This is a genomic window from Paenibacillus sp. FA6 (genome assembly GCF_051550225.1).
Lineage (GTDB): Bacteria > Bacillota > Bacilli > Paenibacillales > Paenibacillaceae > Paenibacillus_AQ.
In genome coordinates, this window is record NZ_CP188820.1 from 4,472,954 (window position 1) to 4,495,134 (window position 22,181).

The following is a 22,181-nucleotide window of genomic DNA, read 5'->3' on the forward strand; positions in this document are numbered from 1 at the left end:
AATTATTATAGCAAAAATCACTACTAATAGATGGCCAATAATTCCAATATTAATTGAAGGCTTATCCAGGTATTTCTTCAAATATACACTCCTCCAACTTAAATTGAACTTTAGCACTTGGACGGTTTCATCGTCACGGTAGAAACGCCAGTTACCTGACGTCCCCCGCACAGATCCCGGCGTGCGGAATTACCGCACCGGGCTCTTCAAGAACATTCGCTTTTGTACGTCAGCATTAGAAATCCATAAACGTTTCCATATCGGTGTGTCTGATTTCTTCTTGCCTTCCTTGCTATTCCTTGCAGTGAGGTTTGCCTACGGTGTTCCAGTCCTACATGTCCGGCATAGGTTTCCTTTACAAGCTTCATATTCTTGTCTATCCCTTCCCCATGTAATCGGCTCTCCCGATCTCGGAGTACTATGAATAGATCCGACTCCCTAATCGCCATCAGCTTTCCTCTTTTTCGATTGTCCAGCCTACCTACTCCTTGGAGTAGAAACTCTTAGGGACCTCCCAAGTTCCTGGCTCATCTCTCCATGCATGCCACGTGCTTGGACCCCGACAGACCCTCCAGAACCTTACCTTTCATTCTAAGTAGATTCGCATTGCGAGTCTTCTTTTTACGGTTCCTTTGCTTGGACTTCCGTGACGTTAAACACGTTGTCGTCTGTTCTTTGTTTGATTTCCCAAACTGCATTGACGAGGCTGAATTTGCTTCAGGAGGTACATCTCCTTATGGCCTACATGGTTCTCTGTGTACACTTCACTTAGCAGTTACCTGTGTCAGCGCAACACTCGATAGGGGGAGTTGGTTAGACCTTGCCCCACAAGGACTTTCACCTTGTCAGATGAACCAAACTTCTTGGCGTACTAACGTTTGGCATTCCTGACGTTCAAGCCGCTTAAGTGACCAAAGGGAACGGGTCGTCAGACTTAGCTAGTTGAATGTGTCGCCTGATTCCACTTCTCCGATATCCCCCTTGGCGACCGAGGAGCGTCAGCGACGACGCAGGAATGTAATGTTAGCAGATGTCCCTGACTTCTTCGATATGCCTAAAATCTGCCCTTAAAGATGCACTTTACTTTGTTAATTTCCCTTGATTATCTTTTTATTTATCTTATTACAATTCTAATCCATTCCGACTAACATTGGCTTTAATTATTTCTCAATTTTTATATGCGTTATTATAAAAAAGTATCGCGGTGCCAACGGGGGTTACCCCAACCTCATATAAACTCGCGACTACTTAGTCATTACCATATGTATTTTTTGTTATTGTTTCTAATTGTCTTTCAATATGTTTTAATCGTTTGTTGATTCTATAAATTATAGGGGTATAACCAATAACTATTAAAATGATAATCCAAATTCCTATCATCCTAAACTTCCTCCTTTAATTTCCATTTCCAATATTCAGGGATTTCTGCTAACGTTTGTGCATTCCTGACGTTGATTTCCCTTAGATAGCTCTTATCTTAGGGAAATCAATGTGTCGCCTGAATTCTCTTCCTCGAAATGCCTCCGGCGACCAAGGGGCGAATGCCCCTCAGTTGGAATGTGATGTTAGGTGATGTCCTGCTCTTCTGCGAATTTTCTAACGTCATTTCTTAGCTATAAATGCATAGATCAATATCAATTTCTGCCCCAAGATCATGAAGAAATTTTATGATTTCTTTGTTTAAATATATTGCTGGTTTTACATTATTCTCAATATTAATAACAACATCAAATTTACATTCTAGTTTATTCTGTCTAATTAATTTTACTATTTCGTCTTCTTGATTCTTAATAAGTTCCTTAATCTCATCTATTTGATCATTTATATCTAATGATTCTTCATACTCTGTGGCAAGTTCCCAACACGTTTCCTTACGAAATAAATTTCCTCTAATATTATCGCCCTTGAACCAAGTTCTAGTTGGAGTAATTAATAGAGTATCAGTTATTATTCCTGGATCAAACTCATCTCCGAATATACTAAATTCGACTTTTATATTTGTTTTATCCATCTTTGAGTTCTCCTTAAATAATATGTCTTTAGCAGGATTTCACCTAACGTTTGGCATTACCGACGTCCAAGCGGCTTAAGGACCGTAGGTCCGGGTGGCTCTGCCACTTAGCTGGTTGGATGTGTCACCAGAATTAACTTCTACGAAACTTCTTCCTGGTGACCAAGGGAGCGTAGCGACCGCTGTGGTAATGCAATGTTAACTGATGCTCCTTCTTCTTCGATTTACCCTTCGAAATTACTTGTTCCGGTTTTTACGTGTTTCCTTCTTTAACTCTCTTAATTCTCTAATGATTCTAGCTAATCCTGTTTCCGCATAGGAAACATTCCTTGAAATATAGGCTCTTCATTTCTACCTTTTCAATTTTCGTTTCCGTGTGGGAAACATTCCAATCCTTACCTTCCTGGATATTTTCTATTCTATTAGCACAGAACTTATTACATAACCTTAATTCATTTAATCAGTAATTTTTTCAAGTTCAAAAATAGTTGCCTCTGATAACAAGATAAGCCTATCGTTATTAACAACAAAAAAACTTACACTTACAGGTATGCTAAGTTTTGTAGAAGGGTCGCTTATATCTATTGCTTTTACTACATCATTTATATTTAAGTCTGGGATATCTATTTTATATAATCTATAAAAAGAGTCAGAGTTATAGCATGTCGCTGTAATCTCATACAATGGATTTTTTAGTTCATATTGGTAATCACTATAGTTTTTAAGTCCTTTTGATGAAAAAAGGTCTTTTTTGATTATAATTTCATCTCCAATAAATTTTTGCCCTGTTGGATATTCAGAAGCATCATTATATGAACTTGCAAATCCTAAAAGCTTCTCAACTTTCCAAGTTCCATAGAAATATTTTTCAGTTTCACTATCCAAATTTATACGTTCTACAGTACAATATTCGGATGTGTTTTTTGGAATAATAGACTCTTCCGTTTCATGTTTAGGCTCACTAGAAGTATTTGGATTTGATGTCATTTCAACATTTCCACATGCCGATGCTAGTATCAACATTATCATAATACAAACCAATAATATTTTTTTCATATTTCATACTCCCACTATAAAGTTATGTTTTCGCCTGTTTACTCGCTTGCTAACTGGAAGATTTGCTCAATGAACCGGAAGTTGAGTAATAATAAATCCTAACTGTTGCGACAATCTACCTTCAGTTTATTTTATATAGTCTCGTTATCTGACCGCTTGTTGAGTAGTATAAATCTCCCTTTTTTTCTCATCATCAAAAATGATATTCAAAATCTCAATATGTTGTATACTGTTCTATCAGTTTGGAAATGTTAGCTTTTATTTGTTGCAATAAGTTCTTCACCCGTAATCATAACTGAATTGATAAGGCGAAGTATAAAGTTAAAATGACAAATGTCAGTTTTAAAGTATTCGTTGAAGAATTTTCTCCAAAACCAATAATCCGAACTATATTTCACAAGATATGGATTGTTTATTGTGCATAATCCGGAAAATCATTTATACCTCTTTTAAAAACTTCCCAAGCTATTTTGTGGGGGTTTTCCTTTAAAAACCGATATTTTTCTTCATCAAATTTGTAAATCATTTTTCCTTTCCCTTTCTTCACAATATTTTCGAAAGCCCTTATTCTTCATCTTCGATTACACACATATTGGTTATGGGTTGATCGTATTTTCATGGTTTTCACTATTTAATCTGTTTCCGTATGGAAACTTTTTATATTAGTTTTAAGCCATACTCATCTTTAGTATCTTAATTAGTACTTTTTTATGCCTTTTACATTTTTCTCAAGGAGTTTCAGTTAACTGCTAATCTACGAACTCGTTTATCCCCTCTATATGGCTGGATAGACGAGTTCGTTTAAGACTCCTCTCGAGGGTGATAGACGAAGCTATTGCTCAAGGTCAGTCATTCGATCCAGTGGACTCTGGATGCGACGGATATCTTTGATGCTGACATGGGTGTAGATCTCGGTTGTCTTAGAGCTTTCGTGCCCCAGTAGTTCTTGAATGTAGCGAAGATCCGTGCCGTTTTCCAATAAGTGTGTCGCAAAAGAGTGCCGAAGCGTATGTACTGTGGCTGGCTTAGATATTCCCGCTTTACGTATAGCCCTCTCAAACACATGTTGCACAGACCGCTCCGTGAGGTGATGATCGAGACCTTTTCCTCCTGGGAACAAGTACTTGACTATAGGTTGTTTCTCCAAATAATTCTGTAGCAGGGTATAAGCTGCAGTAGAGAGGACGGTGAATCGATCCTTCCCTCCCTTTCCCTGACGTATATGAATGGTTTTTCGCTCAGGGTCGATATCCTGCTTGGTTAAACGTACAGCTTCACCTATTCGTATACCAGAGGAATAGATCAATGCTAGTATAGTACGGTGTTTAACATGTTGCACGGACTTTAGTATCCTAGCTACTTCACCTGTAGAAAGAACTACGGGAAGTTTTTTTTGTCGCTTTGGCCTAATCCATTGTTTCAAATCACTACGACCAAGTACTGTAACATGCCAGAAACGTAGAGCGCTTACTGCTTGATTTACATAAGAAGATGACCATGACTCTTCATACAGTTTCAACAAATACGCACGCGTATGCTCAAATTCAGCATCTCTTAACGGAATCGAGAGCGTTCGTAAATAGCGTTCAGCATGTCCCATGTAAGCCTTTTGAGTCTTGATGCTATACCCCTTCAACTTCAAGCAATCTCTCAGTCTTTGCAATGCTAACTTCTCATCACCCGTTTGAAGCTCTAATAGATCAGGGAACCTTTCACCTAATTTGGTATCTCCCAACTCCACAGGCATACCCTTTAATGCGTGGCATAGTAATAGGATTGCTGATTTAGACCCTGGAATCACCCAGCATTTATCCGATTCATTCCATTTCCGACCAGGAACACTTCTAATTGCCTTAATCCACTCTTGGATATAAGGAATTTTTACAATCACATCGCCATTCTTTGCACAATCTAGCATAATAAATTGACTTGATAAGTATATATTCGCTTCCACCATTCCATTCTCCTCCACAATATAGAATACATACCAACACCTTTAGACACAAAAAGACAGACCGCTCATTAGAGCAATCTGTCTCCCGGTACTTCCGCAAGTCCATAGATATCATTTCTCGATATCGTTTCTGATTATTATGTCAGATCTTGTATTCCAAAATATCATATCCGATGTGCATCAGCAAGCCTATTGTCCCCAATGCTTCGCAATAAAGGGATCTCTCCCTGATTGCTCCCGATCTTCCTTATAATGCTTCGGATTCTTATGATGATAGTCTTGGTGATATTCCTCTGCTTCATAGAACGTTACAGCAGGAATAATCTCCGTCACGATTGGTCCAGTAAATCTACCACTTCCAGCTACTTGCTCCTTAGAGATCAGTGCAGCAGCTTGTTGCGCTTCATTATGATAGAAGATCGCCGTCCGATACTGTGGTCCTCTATCCTGAAACTGTCCATCAGCATCCGTCGGGTCAATTTGTGGCCAATATAGCTCAAGCAACTTTTCATATGGAAAAATATCCGGGTCAAATGTAATCTGCACCGCTTCATAGTGACCTGTCGTTCCGGTTTTGATCTCTTCATAGGTAGGGTTTTCCGTTGTTCCCCCGGTATAACCCGATACAATGCCATGAATCCCCGGCAATTCCTCAAAAGGTGTCACCATACACCAAAAGCACCCTCCAGCGAATGTTGCCTTCTCCATATTCCCATCCTCCCCTTTATTGTCGAATCTATGTGAGCCATTATTTCTTAGAGAGGTTGTTCAAAAAGTCATCTTTTGATCATGAAGTATACCATGGAGCTCATTCGACATCGAATATTGAATTCAGCCGGTCCTTCCGGTGCTCACGTAGATACTGCCTACGCTACGCTCCTCACTCCCTACCTTCATCCAATCTTCTCGATGCTGAAAATCCGACTTTTTGAACTCGCATTTAGAGGTGTGACGATGAGGAGCCTGTGCGCACAATTCTACAATCTCTGCACTTGACCTAATGTTTTTTTACAACTTAGGCTTCTCGCTCAATTCGAAAGTTTCTGTACCGACCTTAATGCTGCTACCAACCAACATCTCCATAGTAACTTTAGGTAGTTTCACAGTAACAGAGCTCTTGTAATCCGCCAGGTTTATAGGAGGAGTAGGCTTCTGCTCCTCAGTCCCTAATCCTGCTCCCGATTCCCCTACATCTCCCGGTCCAGTTCCTGCCCCTGTTTCCTTCCCAGTTGCATTCCCCGTTCCAGCTCCAGTATCCGCTCCGGCCACACCCTCGCCTTTCCCTACTGTTCCAGGCTCTTGGCCCTTATCTTCAGGTGTCGTCTTACCGTCAAGTGTCTCATCCTCAGGTATCTTACCCGCATTCTCAGAATCCTTACCTACAATGCCAGAATCCTTCATTGCTTCCCCGGAATCCCCACTCACATTCTCAGAATCCTTACTTCCACTAGCATCCTTAATAGGTGTTTCCGTTCCTGCAGCAGGTACATCGCTAGTATTCGTCTTGTCCTTATTCTCAGCATCAGCATTAGCATTTGGCTCAACCACAGCTTCACACTTCACATCGGGTTTCAACTCAGACAGGATCTTGGGATCCGTTCCATCTGCTAATTCCAGCGTCATACTACTCGCGTCAAAGGCTACACAAGTGCCAGCATCCTTAAATAGAAAGACTAGCTGTGCTTCCCCAACTTTACCATCTATGGCTTCCGCTTGTTCCGCATATACCACTACATCCGGAGTAACCTCGGGCGAAGGATCCACAACCGCTGGTGGCGTTGGATTCAGGACAACCTCTGGTTTCTTATCAAAAATACCCGTTGCCTTGAGCCCATAGAATCCTCCAATCAGAACAATGAGCATCACTCCCACAAACATCGAAAGGATGGCCAATTGTCTACGATTACGACGCAGAAATTTGACGAATGGCGTAGATAACTCTATCTCCACTTTCGCATATACAGGTTTAAGCTTCGGACTCGGTGATGCGAAGTATTTCTTCACCAAATCTTTCTTCTTAAAGGCGTCTCGATCCATATTTTTAAAATAAGAAATAATCGCTGAAGCATACGCCGGAATAAGCCCCCGATCTCCCACGAACATTCGCTGAGATGCTGACCATTGAATGAATTGATAGACAACTTCCTGATCCTTACCATGTCTTCGTATGAAATTCAGTAACCCCGAATAATTGACACCAGCTTGTCCACTTTGATAAAAAGCCAACGCCAACCGACCAAATTGCTCAGGTATAATCTGATCCTGCAACCACTGACAACCCAACTGCTGTACACGATCCAGCTCCATCGGGCTCAGACCATCGAATAGACTCTGATCAGGTTGATCGTCACTAAACCAAGCATACACAGCCAACATCACCGCTGCCTGTGACCTAATTCGAGTATCGAACTTAGCTGCCCACGTCTTCACTTCGCTTCGTTCTTTCAGAAATTTTATTTTCAAAAGTTGATCTTTCGTTAATCTATCTAAGTCTAGTTCTGTTAACAAGAATAGATTCGCTGCATAAGCGAGCTGGTCCATTAATGTAAAGTCAGCTATTACCGCACCTTGTCCTTGCCGTTGTTGCTCCCAATCCTTCTCAAGCTTACGCTGTTGCTCCAATAGTGCATTCACAGCAGTTACCGGTTCAGACTCCTTACGGAGCTTCGCGAACAACTGCGACTTCGCCTGTTCAACGAAATACACATCTCGAGTCACGATAGGATGATGTTTACCCCATATCCCAACCAGTTGCATAACGTCCTTGGCTTTCGGCGCTTGAGTGAACTTTTCTAGAATATAAGGTTCGAACAATGCTTTAGAGAAGCCACTACTCAATACCATATCGAAGAATGCTTTACTAAGTTCGGGATTACTCTCGATCACCTTATAGAAAGAAGTAACAACCTCTTTACGTTTCGTAGATGAGGCATGACTAATAGCAACCATAAGATATGTAACGATTTTGCCTTCATTATTCTTACCACAAATACGATAGTAGTCCTTGAATGCTTCCACGATAGCCAGATCTGGCACCTGTCCCTGCTTAATGAGATCAAATTCCTGGTCAAACCGAGCGAGAAAAATATCATTCAACCGCACTTTGCTCAACATCGCACCTGGAAGTGATAAGTAATCCAACAACCCACGCAGCAGCGTGCTTTTATTGTCTTCAAACAGTACATCGTTGCCTTCCTCTATCTGAAAAAATACCGCCAGCTCATGGTAGCTTGAAATAGACGTCTTCCGTATATGATCCATATCCGCTAACATCACTTCAGCGAACTGGTAGAAGCTCTCTGCACGCTCTGGACGATCAAGATTACTCCATGCGAAATCGAAATAAGACGGTTTCGAGAGGTCCACATCTACATTCGTGACACGCTTGGCTACCAGATCAAAGGTAAAGTCCTTCTCGACATTCCGATCCCCTGGACGCAGACTAGCTCTCTCTACGAACATAACATGAATCCCTTTTTTACTCTGAGGCTCTTTCGAATACGTCAAGAATCCAAGCGCTTTGCGAAAAGCATACGGCAAACTACCGTACAGTACTTCAAGTAGTTGCTTAGCAACCATCGATATCTGTTCCGCAGGTACATCTAGGGAAATATACACCTTTTTCTTGCTCGTCACTGCCGTCATCACGGCAAATAACAGTTGCTTGAACATCTTCTCATCCATATTCAGGCTTGCTAGGAGAGTAGCCGTATTCGTTCTACTAGAATTGATACCAACTCCAATAGGTAACGAATTCAGTTCTGGTAGATCCAAGCCTTGTTCAATATCATAGGTATCGACGAAATCAGCATGAAGCCATGAAGCATAGTTCGCAACAACCTCTTCTGAACGCTCGCTAGGAATGACATAATTATGTGTAAAAAAGGCACTTCGAAGCCCCGTAAAATCTGCCGATTGATATACACTACGTCCAATAATCGTCTGATCGTTATCCGTATGATAGAGATGCAAGGCTTCGGGATACATAGCCGTATCCTTCTCCCCACGTGCGGACAATTCAGCTGGGGCATCGTAGAAGCAGAAAGGATGGAGCATTTTTTTGATAAAAGAATGGTCTAGCCCCTTCGATCTTGCGATCGTATCAAACCCTTCCGTTGATCGAAAAATCCCGCGCCGCTCGCGTGTGTATAGCTGTTGCTGAATAAGTTGGGGAGTTGTGTTCTCCACTATTCCTCTCTCCCCTCAATGTACATTAATTGATAGAGTAGCCAAATGAACGGTTCATCCACCCGAATGGGACTAGCGACACCTTGAAGTTTCTGATTAACCGGATTGCTCCCCAGTGCCGACACCGCGAAATAGGCTGTATTGGAGAAATACACATCCATCGTTCCCTTGAACGGTCGATCCACCTTCTCAATAAACCGTCGAATTTCCCCGTCGATGTTCTCGAATTCCGTCAAGTTAAGCCAATCACGATGCACCATATTATTAAAAACATTACTATTCGACTTAATATACTCGCCATCTTCATCCTTCAACGAATGGAGCATATCGCTCTTCGTCAGAACTACCGCTGTCGGAATATCTGTTTTGCCCTTCTCTTCATAGGCAATAAAATCACCGAACATCGTCAAGACGACATCGCGCGGTTCATCATATTGTGACACCCATCCGCCTTCGGAATCGCCAAATTTAATACGAATCTTCTCACGAATCGAGCGAATCTGCAGTGGATCAACCATGAATAGAATACCTGATGAATTCTTAATATGCTGGCCATGAAGCCCTAGATAATCCTGATCAACCATACCTTCACCCGCTACATCAAAGAACACGAGTGTAAGTGGCGGCTTCGATTCATCTTTAAATACAAATTGAAAAATAAACGGTTCTTGCATTTTCTCCTTTTGTGTCGAAGCTAGCAGATCTCCCCGTTCAAATAGCGGTTCTTCGTATAATGTGCGGAACTTTCGACTAATCTCCGCATTCAGTGGCATACAAGCTGCATCGAAATTATCTGCTGTCGTATTTTGTAGCGTATGGATTAGAGATGTCATATACACCGACTTCCCTACTTGAGATGCACCAACGATGGAGATAATATTGCTCGGCACTTTACCTGAAGTAACCGGTAGCTCATTATGACACTTCGGGCACAGTCTTCTACGGGTAAGTACACCATAGCGATCATTCAGTCCAATGAGCACATGATCTGAATAGACCCGATGTTCTTCTGGAATATCATTGGGATGGATAATGGCTTCTATATCATCAACCGAATCTAGTCCGAAGCGCTCACGGTATCTATTCAGCTCATCATCTTCACCCAATGCGTAGTTCTCATCATCTTCACGATGGTGGGCCGCGCGAAACACGACCTCAGCAGGCGTGAATTTCTCGAAACAAAACGGACACACAATATCATAGAATAAAGGCTTGGGTGCTGCCTGTGGTTTCTTTTTGAACATATCGAAAATGGCCATAGTATCCTCCTTAAAGATTTACTGAAAGCTGCTTAAGAACAGTGGTGTAGGGTAGCCGCTACGATAACGGATTGTACTTACGATCGCTGTTGACCTCGGATTTCCTGATTGTATAAACCCTTTAACGGTAGAAATCCGATGTCAAAGCATATGCTTCCGAAGTAGTTTTCCTACGGAAAACTTGTAGGCGATCACTTCGCTTCTACAGTACAATTCCGTTCTCTTCGCTATCTTTCCTACTCTAGCCATTATTCTCAGCAAACACTCTTTCTCAAAACTTACGTCGTCAATATCTAAACAGAAACGGCTACGCCGTCCTTTTACAAAAAGGTTCCTACGGTAAATGGCTGGGGAAGCGGAAGAGACCCTATGCTTGCTATCCAAGGCGGTATTCCTTGTTTAGTTGTAAAAAGTACATCTAAATTCCGGCCTATCCATCCACTGGCTATTTTAAATGCAGAACATACATCTAATTACTCTCAAACCTCTACTTTTCGCCGTTTCCCCATTTTTAGATGTAGCTTCTGCAGCTATTTCACTCTATCACGCCTTTACCCACTAATTAACTGCAATTTCTGCAACTACGAAAGCAGACGGTGGAACGGCTCACATTTGAGAAGAGATACGCTACTACTCCTTCGGAATTATATACGTTCTTAAAAGTTAAAAAATCAGATCCCACCGGGGCGATCAGGTTACTCCGGCATTAACTCGTACAGCTGGCCGTATTTGGGGCCGTCGGTAAAGAATAGCCGGATGAAGTCGTTCTTTCCTACCTCAATCTCCGGCAGGACGTTTCTACCCGGGTTGAAATGCTGCACGAATGGATAGACGGTACCATCTGATTTATTGGATGGGTAGCTTCCTTGTTTCTTAACGTAGCATATTACGTCTTTGGAAATGGGGACTTCTGTTGTCACCCTCATTTGGATCGTTTTATATTTTTGAAATAAACGTTGTTTCTGCTTAATGGAATATATAATCCGCGCTCTGCCCGTACTGACTACCTTACGGTTCTGTCCATCCTCTTGGAGAATGAGAACCGACTCATCGTTATCGAGCCAACAAGCAAACACCGTATACACCCATCCACCAATACCTTGAGCCCGTTCATGATACCCATTATTAGCTTTATACTCATCTCGCGTGTAAAGCTTCAGGCTATCTATTGCTGGCTGCTCCAGTACCTCTTGATCTGATGCTACTCGGTGTATGTAGACCGCTTGAATCCCATCTGGCCACAACCAGCGTAGGATACAGCGATCTTCATCCACTTGATGCACCAACTCACGAATGACTGGAGTAGATGAGTCCGCATGTAAATATTGCAACTCTCACTCACCTCCATAAGACTAGAATCCCTTACTACTGTTCTTGTTCCGATTATGGGAACCATCTGCGATGACACCTGCATGCCCCGGTCTTTGTCTACCTTCTTGCAATAGACCATTCTCCTTGATCGGCACGATCCATGTAAAGATCGCCATAATGCCTGCCAGGATAAGACAAGCCAACAGACGGATCATACTATCTTCCGGCGATTGTCCTGACAATCCGAATTCCAGCACGAACCCCGCGATCAATCCTCCAACACTACCTCCAATGCCGAAACTCTTGGCAAGATGACGGTTATCGAATATGAGGCCAAGTGATAATCCTATCGCTGTTCCAATGAGAATAAATGAAATAATGCGTAGAGCCATATAATAACTGCTATCCTGCGTCGGACCTGTTCGCTCTGTCAGAAGTGTACGATCACCGATTCTGTCATATATATGTCGAAATACGAAGGACAGATCATCTACATTATCTACGTCGGTATACTGTCCATTCGTTCGATTGGCAATTTCCTGTAGCAATACAGCACCCTCTGAATTGCTAACACTCATACCGACCGTATTAATAACAATCTCTTGCTGTACATAGTCAGCTAACGCCGTGTTCACATCCATCTCACTGAACCCGTCGGATAGCAGAATAACCATCGTTCCTCGTTTAGCTTGTGTCTGATCCTTAATATGTTGCATCGCTTCCTGAAGTGCCAAGGCAATTTCTGTTCCACCATCTGTGGCAGTAAGTTTATCTATCTTAGCATACACCTCTTGTTTCACCGCAGCGTCTTTCACCGAGACGAAAGGTTGAATCAGTCTAGCTTCATGAGTGAATTCAATCACGGCTACGCGCTTATCATTATCCATGATGTCAATAAGACTCTTAGCAGCCTCATAACGTCCATCATTCGGATCCGTCTCAAGCATACTACCCGAATTGTCGATCACGAGCACGATATCTTTAACTGGCTTCACGCGTCCTATATTCAGTCCGTATACGAATTCAAGTAAAAGGCCCAATGTGAATAGCATAATTAACGTAGCAGGCACAAGCAACTTCCATGAAGAACCTACATACCGTTGTCTCCAAGAGGGTCCACTCAAACGAGGATTAATCATCTCCGCAATGAGACAGAACAGACCGATAAAGAAGGCTAGTAGCCCACAATATAAACCTACAACGACAATCCTTGGTAGTTCTCCCTCTAAGTTGCCCAATATAATTTCTCCGGCTACAAAACCAATTGCTCCACCGATCAGGCTAAATAATAGCATGAGCATGCTTACTTTTCGTTGCATTTTTACAAGCACCCTTTCCACAATGGGAATTCACATCACTTATTGAAGTTCTGGAAGCACGCTAGGATCTAGGCCATGGAACTCGTACCCATTCTGCAGGTAGGTTTCATAGTACATTTTACCATTGCGATAATACATTAAATCTTCGATGTGGAAACCACCCATTAAGTTCAACTTCTCCACACCGCTGCTCCGATTCTCATGAACATAACCCAATTTGTAGATCCGTGATGTCTCATCAGCATCGAGGGAATAGCGAATAAATTCACTCTCTGAATCCCCGAAGAAGTACTTCTCCTCGTAACGATGCTCCTGCGTGTAATCCAACAACCGTAAATTAATTGCCGCGTGATCTTCCAATGTGTGATACAACTTCTTGAATAAATCATCCTTAGATAATACTTGTTTATTACTATAATCGATAGTCACATTCGCACGACGTAGTATTTCTTCTTCAAACGTCTGAGCAAATGGCTCTGCTGTAAGTATATTGTTGCGACAGATATGAATGAGTTTCGCTACCAATTGGTCCATTCCAGCCTCTAAAAGCTGTGTCACGCTACCTAAATACCGATCTTCGAAAAAGACTGCCGTACCCCGCTTCGCCTCAATATCACGCACAATACCCTCAGTCACTACTTCATAATATTCTAGAATGTTCTGTCCGATATAATCGTCTGCTGTACGGATACTATCCAATGCCGCTACACGTAGAGTTCCCTCTAATCGTTCCATCTGCTCCACTTGTCGCTTATAATGCTGATGCATTCGACTCAGTTCATCCTCAACCCGTTGATGAAGCTTAAGTTCTGATTCAAGCTGCAGAATATGAAGTTTTCTCCGATACACTGTATCTACCAAATATCGAATGAAGCTACGCAAATTATGCTTATCCATCATAGGCAGACGCGAGAAAGATTGTTCATCCACAACACTTTGGTAACATTGCTCAAGCTCGAACTTGGCTGATTCTAATTCCTTCGCCGTTTGTCGAATGGTACCACGTATATCTTCTAGCACACTTCCTGATTGCCCTAACTCATCGCTCCACGCTGCTACTTGATAGAATCCAATCTGTGGATAATCAAGCATTTGCTTCTTAACCGCTAGAGATAACTCATCACCTATCTGAATATGATCTAAGCGTGCTTGAATTTCCCTAATATAATTATCTCGAAAATAAATCTCGCATCCCTCACCATAAAGCGCATGCTCTGCTTCCCGAAGTGACAACCGTTTCAATGAATGATAACTCATCTTATGCGTCATAATGCCTGTCATCTCATCAATCTTGCCCTCGTCGGGCATCGTTGATTTCACCCGATTGGATATAGCTTGTGTATCGATACCGAAGAAAGCTAGCTTCTCTTTGCTATTCAACTGTACGCCATTCTTCATGCGAATAACCATCTGATTATAGAAGTGGTACAGTACCGTTAGCGCAATCGACTGATTGGGGCGTTTCACTTTCGAGAAGCCAGCAGATACGAACCCTTCCCGACCTGAATCCGATTTAATATTACTTTTAAAAGACATATTGTTATAGTTACGGTTACTCGATTGATGCTCCGCATCCTTCTGCTTACGGTTCTTCAACAGATTGACGTGACAAATAATCTCGTAGTTATCCTGCATATCATCGAATGATGAAATCCCTCGTTCATTCTTGTCCGAAAGTAAATACACAAGCTCAAATAGTGGGGCTGGTGAATGTGTCACAGGAATGGATAGACCATCCTCTGTGACATGTAGTTTCGCCGAGAAAGTATAATCACTCTGCTGCATATGCTCCAGCTCACGAAGAAAAGCTACGCCTACAGAATGACTATAACCAAAGGATTCAACCTCTTTCTCACTAATCAACCCGTATAAATCCATCTGTACAGACTTAAAGGACTGACTGAAGATGGATTTAGATAAGAGTGATAATTCCGGTAAGAACACATTAAGCGGGTCATCGACCCGCGTAATGAAAGAAAGATGGATCCGATCGAATGAGGAATATATTCGACCGAAATCCGATATGTTATGGCTTACCTTTCTCAGAGTCCGATTCAGCTCAATTAAATGCTGGTCATTCTCATAGAACCTTGCATACAAATCTTTACGCAAGCTTTTGGCACCACTTGATGTTGGTTCTGCAGGACCGGGTAGTTCGTACCGTAGAAGTCGAGGATGAGTAGTCTTATCCTCCACGTTAGCTCCTGTGCTCGATTGCGAGTCAGAGCTAGCTTGAGATTGGGATGCAATATGAATGTACATGACACCCGCGCTGTTATCCCACTTCTTATCATGAATTTCCATGATCGGTTCAATCGCCTCTGACACCTTATCTCCGATAAACACGAACACCGCCGGATAATGAATGCTGCTCTGATCATCTTCTTTTCCGTTCATCTTCTCTTCGGCGATCGCATACTCCGTAGCGAACTTTTCTAGCATTTCCTTCATCATTATTTCAACTTTCTACGAATATCGTTTAATTTAGATAGCATCTGCTTGTAGAATTGATACACTTCTTCTCCATTCGCCAGTTCAATCTTCTCATATTCCAACTGATCCCGACCATTAAGAAACAATTCATACAACTCATCTAATTTTGTTACCAATGATGAAATATCTTCAGATGCGGTAAGCTCCGTACCACGACGTGCTGCTTTACGTAGCAATGTGCTCTTGCTCTTCTCATCCAGTCTGCGGAAATGCTCGAACACCTCAGACTCGACATAATTCTGACTCTTCATCAGATTAGCAAAAGGTTCCCATGCTTCTTCCTCTGGGTCGCGGTCATAAACATAGAGCGCACCTTTCTTCGTGATCGTGTCCGTGTATAGAGCTTCAATGAATTGATCAAGCCACTTCTCATCGTCCTGGTGTTGGCTCATCAATTGTTCGAGTTCAACAGCCTTTGCGCTAATCATGTCATACTTAGCCAGTTCCTCCCGAACACGTTGAATCAGTTCAGGTGAACGAATCAAGTTTTCATTCGCCAAATCTTCGGAAATACTACCGAAGATATCTTTGCTAGACACTTTCTCAAGTCCGTGTGAGAGGAGGTGTCTCAACTCGTTCAATACACGCTTCACTTCCCCAAGATTCGGTTTAGCTGAATCTAGTTGCATATCGTATCCGCGAAGGTATTCAGACAAATCGAACGGCTTCGTCATCACAACAGCAAATCGATTGCTTGTGTTCTGATTGATGTCCTTCTCCACGATAACCTTCAGCGTAAGTGCCTTCGCAAATTCAGCCCGCACACGAGCGTTATAGGACTGAACACGCGTATTCATATAAGTATCGCCCCAGGACTTCTCTGGAATTGGTGAAGGAAGGTACGTCCAGTTCTCACTTTCCGTCTGCACCAAGTGGCGCCCAATGCCCTCTTTATCCAGAATGGTTCGTTCATAGCTTTCCTCATACACTTTAAGAGGTGTGTATACGAATAAGGGTACCCCGTTCTTCGTGTTCAACCAGAAAATACGATTCTTCACTTGGCTCTCTTTAACCGTGAAATGAGATCTCCCAACGGAATTATTCTGATAATTACGGATTCCTTTGAGAATGCTCGAAGCCCCAACAGGGACGGACACAAACCCCCAAGAAGGGAAATACAAGTTACCTGAACTATTACTCAAATGGAATACAGGTACCGCTTCCTCATCCAGCTTACTTGCGATATTACGCTCAACAAGCTTCTCAATAGACTCATCACTGCCGAATTTCATAATTAAGAAGTCTTCCATTGATTGTGTAATTAAATCACCGAATTTATCTCCTAGGAAATCCGAAATGGAGCTAACGATATCCACTTCTTGCTCTCTAATCCATTGATTTGAATGATTGAGAAGTTCCAGTGTGAAGTCGCGAATAAGATCGTCGACATCTTTACTCTCCATCATTTTACCAATAACTTTCGAAATATCCGGCACACTCACGAGGTTCCAATAGTACGTCTTGTTGCCCTTATGATCGGCCTGCTCGTCACCATGAATCAGAATTTCTCCGTTCTTAGCAAAAATAGCATTCAATGCGTTCAATATTTCTGTATATACGTTATAAATGCGGGTATTCTCGCCATTCAACAATTCATATAGATCTTCATAGAACTCAATCATCTGCTCTGTACGTTCTATATCCGCTTTAAGCCAGTATTCATTAATCTTAGCTTCGATATAAATATTCTTCTTCTTATCTCTGGAGACGAATGCACTCTTGGCATCCCCAAGTCTCTCGTTGGCTTGTTCGCTTGCTGCTTCAATATCTCTTGGAATACGATGTTGGTTCTCACGTAGTGTCTCAATATACGAGAGTAACATTTTGAGCAGACTGAAGCCCTTTTCCGTATAGATCAACCGTGAAACATAGAATGGCCCTTGTTCAGGATGTAAGAATATACGACGAATCTGATCGGTGAACTGTCCTACGATCTCTCCTGGCAGCTGCTTCTTGGCTTTAATATACTCTTCTCGAGCACGAGCCAAGAAATTCTGTTCCAGCTCTGTATCCATATTAACAACCTGATTCTTCACAACATTGCTATAGCTCAGACGCTCACTGTTCTCATACCCTGGAAGCGGCTCAGGTACACGAGATTCAAAGGTCTTCATCATCGTTTCAAGATCAATACCCAGCTTGCGAGCAAATGTCTCTACATCGTCCTGGCTTGGTGCCTTCTCGAACATTTTTTCCATCTTGCCGAATAATCGAAATGCCAAGTACGTCGTCATCTCTTCAATCGGTAACACGGCGGATGATGCACCAATAATATTGTATTCATAGTTCGCTGGGTACATCTTATTCATCTGTGCAATGTTCGTACGAATATTACTAATATAGTCATGAATGGCGAATTCCTCACCCGATGCCTTCTCTTCACTTGCCATAAAGTTCGTAATGTTCTCAGCCGTCACGTTCATACAGTAGTCATAAGCATTCTCAAGTAGCTTACCTTCGGTATTCGTTGCTGAGATCAGATGACATAGATTAAAGGGAGGTAGTGGCGAATTAACCGTCAGAATATTCCCATAACGTTGCTGGAATCGTTCACCACGACTATCCACATTCATCCAATAATCAAGTTCTTTGAGTGCGGCATAACCATTCTTTTTAATATATTCACGGGTATGTTCGCTCAGGCTCTTGTTGGATAAGTTGATATCAGGTGTAAACAAATAACCGAGTGTATTCACACGGTCAATTCCTGCCGAACCATGGTCGCGCTCAATAATACCTCGTACGATATAGGCGATATCCAAGAAGCATCCACTTCCCGTACCCCCTGATAGTCCCGTAAGCATGAACACCATAAGCTTCTTATTCGTGCCTACAGATAGTGTCTTAATCTTCTTATCGATCGCTTGCACGACTTGATTAATCTTAGTGAATAACAGTAATCGACCCGCTTGGCGAACACCAGCAGCGCCGTTCATACCGTCCGTAATACTCATCTCAGGGGATAACCAATCGGTAATATACGGTTCAAGCACACTTCGATTCTGCAACAACCCACCGATCTCCGCATTGGAGAGGAGCACGAACTCATTAATCGGATCGAGCCCAATCCCTTTATATTTCTTACCACGATCCTGTTCATTCGTCTCAAAAGCTAGAAACTCTACATTGTCTGGCTTATCGCGCTTCCGCTTAGAGGATGGATCTTCCGGCAACTTAAATCTGCGATTAATTTGGTATTTCAAGCGCAGCAATGCGTCAATACCTGTACCGCCAAGCCCAATAATAAGGATTGGATTATCAATCGTATCTACTCGGATCTTATCGCTGACAATCCCTCCACCTAACGAAACATCCAATTGCTGAATATGCTCTCTAACTACTGGCTTCATTAAATTTCCTCCTGAAAGCTTTACGAAGTAAAGCTACTTCGTAAGCATTATGCTAGTTACACCAGGTACTCGATCATGATCGTTTTATCTACGCTCTGTAAGGAAAGGCTGATTCGATCGCCGCCTTTAATGTCTAGTCCTTTGCTGGCATCCATCACGCGACCTGACTTCTCGATGTTTACGGTTGAACCATTCTTCAACAACAACCAGTCATTCTTACTCGGTTCGAAGATGATCTTCTCCGTTTCTCTCAGTTCGGGCGCAAGCTGTAGCAACTGATGCAGATTAACTTTCCCTTTAAATCCATTCAATTTCTTATATTGTGGATATGTCTTCTCACCAGTATTCTCATCTCGAATTTCAATAACCATCTGTCCAACAAATCCACGGTTGGCCTTCTTCACAGCGGCTAGAATAAAGTAAGCTGCCGCAAGGATTGCAGCAAGTGCTATGACACCACCTACGACCGCTAGGATCGGAAAAGGCTTCTCATCTTTGCCCGCTTCCGGTGTGGGTGTTGCTGTTGGTTTACTTGGAGTAGCTCCGCCAGGCTTGGCACTAATCTTCACGGCAGGCGTTTCGCGATAAAGGCTCTTATCCTCTGCAATAACCATGATTTCATAATCATGCTGATCCGCTACCTGATACGTTCCCTCGAAACGATCACCTGTGTTGGTCATCTGTATCTCTTTCGTATCTCCACTATCTATGTCCTTAACAACTAGCTTAGCATTCATATTCTGATAAAGTGTGCTATTTTGTAACTTTTGCCCATTACTTGTTAAATAAGAGACGATATCGATCTTATCACCCTTCTTATACGTATTGCTTGCAAAAGGATCCATAGCAAGCTCAACATCGTAGTTGAAGACGAGATTAATATCGATCTTATCCTTGGCCACACCTTTCACCTGAAGCTTCCAATCGCCATTCATTGGGGTTAGTAACTTCAATAAGGAGTAGCTCTTTGATTTGGAATATAGAATATCATTCGCAGGAATCGTCTTGCTTGCTCCTGTAGGATCCGTTAATTTGACCTCAACCGGTTGGGCTGACATGATAGAAATATTAGCTTCTAATACATTGTTATTGGGCACATTGATAATGACATCTTGAAAGCTTCCGTTCCCCGTCATAGACTGTACGGGTACAATCTTAAGCTTCAAGTGACTCGCGAAGATTTCACTTAATATTTGCGGCAGATCATCAGCCGTATTGGTGGAGAATGGCTTACCTCCGGTTTTCTTCGATATGTCGGCTAGAGCATCCTTATTGAGTTTCCCATCAGCGTTAAGCCCAATCGTATATACCGGAATACCACTCTTATTAGCATCGGCAATCGCTTGTTCTAATTCCTGTGCAGACTGTTGCTCCGTTCGACCCTTAGCCTTATCGAAATCGTTGTTACCATCAGCCAGTAGTACAATCATCGGTTCATGAGTGGGGTCTGCCCCCTGTAGCAATACTTTTACGGCCTCCTTAATACCTACAGCGACGTCGGTATAAGGTCCCCGATCTAACTCGTCAATGAACTGCTTCAAATCTTCCTTATCAGCGGCTGACTTAATCTCAAGCAATGCCTTCTCTCGCTGTATTTTATCCGTATACGAGATAATTCCAACCTTGTCTCCTTGAACGGATAGCATATCAATAAACATCTTCATAGCTTCATTACCAATTTTATCCGGATCACTCTTCTTCATCGAGTTACTTGCATCTACAACGAGCATGGCATCAATCTGTGAGGACGATTGAGCTGCTGTCACTTCCTGTATACTATAAGAGTACGGAAGCAGTAATAACGATAAGACAATCAGTACACGGAGTGAGAGTTGTTTTTTTCGAAACATAGTTATACCCCTTTATCATGAGATCATTGTGAGAACTGACTTCTCATCTATTTTAACTCTAGGTGATAAATCTTAAGTAGTTGTTAAGAAACCCTTAAGTTCCACTAAAAAAATTCCCTGTTATCATAATATCATGCTTCTTGACAGACTACTTCCTATCATTACCATGACATTATGATATAATTAAACCCATCAAAGTTCAATCAATATAGGCGAAATGCCCCAGATCCACATATGAAAGGAATCCAATATGATTGTATACGTTTGTTTAAGTGTTTTGATTCTTTATGTTGCTACTAAATCAGTTATATACTTTAAACACCGTAAATACACGCCTTCTTACGATGAATTAGATCAAAAGCTACTTTCCCTAATCAATCATAAGGGGGAACAGCATGACTAAGAAGAGAGCTGTTACTTTTAGACCCTATATACAGACGCGTTACGCCTATGAAAAGTTGAGAATATGTAGCCATTGCCAGCATTTCACAGCACTATGGGAAGAACAATGTCGTGTGTGTGGCAAAACTAAACTTATTCCGGTTACTCAAAAGGCTACATCCAGTGTAAAACGAACGATGCGAAATGAACAACTGATTGCGCTCCTGATTGGTTTGACTGGCATCTTTTTCAGTCAGAACTTTGGGCAAATGATCCTATGCGCTGGAGCTGTTATCCTATTGATCGCTCTGCTTTGGGTGATACAGAGGAAGGCGCTTCCTAGTGAAATCCCTTTGGAGCTGGACAAATTATTCGAACGAGAGCAGCTTCATATTCTTGAAGATTTGAAAAATAATCGTAAGACAGCGGTCGCTGCGTTAAAAGAAGATGAACTCCTAACTTATGAAATGTTAAGGGAAATCAGCACTCTCGTTCATAACGATAAAATTCGTCTGCAGCAAGTTGTATTACTTCAATCTTTTATCCTTCGGAAGGATATGGATTTAGCGGTTGAACCTTTACTGATAGATGAATTCGATAGCGATCTAGCAGCTTATATCGGTGAAATCGCCAAAATAAAAAGAGATCTGATTCAGAATAGCTCTATCCGGTATATTCTTGCCTATGAGCCATATATACTTGAAATGGAGCATGGCATTGAAATTCTGACGAATGTCGTTGGAGCATCCGTTCGATTGAAGAAATATGTTGAGACTTACCCTGAATTCGTTCAACGTTATGCCCGTGGACTTTCGAAAGACCGCTTCTTACGGTTATACCGATTGATTCGCCAGTATCCAGACCACTCATGGGGTCATTTAGCTAATGAGGTGGCAAGTATCCGAAGCGAGTTGTATGAATGGGACCCTGACTTTCAATGATACAGTTAAAGAGGCTATAAGACTATGACGAAGATAAGGGTGATAACCCTGCGAAAACTATTAATATT

At 42.1% G+C, this 22,181-nt stretch carries 14 protein-coding genes; 1 reads left to right on the top strand and 13 read right to left on the bottom strand.

Annotated elements, in window-relative coordinates; all coding sequences use genetic code 11:
- Window positions 1–206: 206 nt before the first annotated feature.
- From ACP8HI_RS20490 to ACP8HI_RS20550, 13 genes are all read right to left on the bottom strand, one after another.
- The gene (locus tag ACP8HI_RS20490) at window positions 207–449 is read right to left on the bottom strand and encodes a hypothetical protein (RefSeq protein WP_438348009.1); all 243 of its coding nucleotides are present in this window, start codon (window positions 447–449) and stop codon (window positions 207–209) included.
- A 1,160-nt stretch (window positions 450–1,609) separates the two neighbouring features.
- Complete coding sequence (locus ACP8HI_RS20495; protein WP_438348010.1) at window positions 1,610–2,011, bottom strand: DUF4279 domain-containing protein; 402 nt, start codon at window positions 2,009–2,011, stop codon at window positions 1,610–1,612.
- A gap of 456 nt (window positions 2,012–2,467) precedes the next feature.
- On the bottom strand, window positions 2,468–3,067 hold the full coding sequence (locus ACP8HI_RS20500) for a hypothetical protein (protein WP_438348011.1): 600 nt from the start codon (window positions 3,065–3,067) through the stop codon (window positions 2,468–2,470).
- Between the two features lie 412 nt (window positions 3,068–3,479).
- Window positions 3,480–3,614, bottom strand: a complete 135-nt coding sequence (locus tag ACP8HI_RS20505; protein ID WP_438348012.1) for a hypothetical protein — start codon at window positions 3,612–3,614, stop codon at window positions 3,480–3,482.
- Window positions 3,615–3,899: 285 nt separating this feature from the next.
- On the bottom strand, window positions 3,900–5,024 hold the full coding sequence (locus ACP8HI_RS20510) for a tyrosine-type recombinase/integrase (RefSeq protein ID WP_438348013.1): 1,125 nt from the start codon (window positions 5,022–5,024) through the stop codon (window positions 3,900–3,902).
- A 186-nt stretch (window positions 5,025–5,210) separates the two neighbouring features.
- Window positions 5,211–5,729 (bottom strand): peptide-methionine (S)-S-oxide reductase MsrA, encoded by a 519-nt coding sequence (gene msrA / locus ACP8HI_RS20515; RefSeq protein WP_438348014.1) that lies wholly within the window; start codon window positions 5,727–5,729, stop codon window positions 5,211–5,213.
- A gap of 300 nt (window positions 5,730–6,029) precedes the next feature.
- Complete coding sequence (locus ACP8HI_RS20520; protein WP_438348015.1) at window positions 6,030–9,209, bottom strand: glycosyltransferase; 3,180 nt, start codon at window positions 9,207–9,209, stop codon at window positions 6,030–6,032.
- Window positions 9,209–10,468 (bottom strand): TRAFAC clade GTPase domain-containing protein, encoded by a 1,260-nt coding sequence (locus tag ACP8HI_RS20525; RefSeq protein WP_438348016.1) that lies wholly within the window; start codon window positions 10,466–10,468, stop codon window positions 9,209–9,211. The genes ACP8HI_RS20520 and ACP8HI_RS20525 overlap by 1 nt, the downstream gene beginning before the upstream one ends.
- A 695-nt stretch (window positions 10,469–11,163) precedes the next feature.
- Window positions 11,164–11,799, bottom strand: a complete 636-nt coding sequence (locus ACP8HI_RS20530) for a beta-mannanase (RefSeq protein WP_438348017.1) — start codon at window positions 11,797–11,799, stop codon at window positions 11,164–11,166.
- Window positions 11,800–11,820: 21 nt separating this feature from the next.
- On the bottom strand, window positions 11,821–13,098 hold the full coding sequence (locus ACP8HI_RS20535) for a vWA domain-containing protein (protein WP_438348018.1): 1,278 nt from the start codon (window positions 13,096–13,098) through the stop codon (window positions 11,821–11,823).
- Between the two features lie 39 nt (window positions 13,099–13,137).
- On the bottom strand, window positions 13,138–15,549 hold the full coding sequence (locus ACP8HI_RS20540; RefSeq protein ID WP_438351923.1) for a transcription initiation factor TFIID: 2,412 nt from the start codon (window positions 15,547–15,549) through the stop codon (window positions 13,138–13,140).
- Between the two features lie 2 nt (window positions 15,550–15,551).
- Entirely contained in the window at window positions 15,552–18,941 is a 3,390-nt protein-coding gene (locus tag ACP8HI_RS20545) for a tubulin-like doman-containing protein (protein WP_438348019.1), read from the bottom strand.
- A 56-nt stretch (window positions 18,942–18,997) separates the two neighbouring features.
- Window positions 18,998–20,791, bottom strand: a complete 1,794-nt coding sequence (locus ACP8HI_RS20550) for a vWA domain-containing protein (RefSeq protein ID WP_438348020.1) — start codon at window positions 20,789–20,791, stop codon at window positions 18,998–19,000.
- Between the two features lie 395 nt (window positions 20,792–21,186).
- Here ACP8HI_RS20550 and ACP8HI_RS20555 point away from each other — a divergent pair, with 395 nt between their 5' ends.
- Window positions 21,187–22,113, top strand: a complete 927-nt coding sequence (locus ACP8HI_RS20555) for a hypothetical protein (RefSeq protein WP_438348021.1) — start codon at window positions 21,187–21,189, stop codon at window positions 22,111–22,113.
- Window positions 22,114–22,181: the final 68 nt, after the last annotated feature.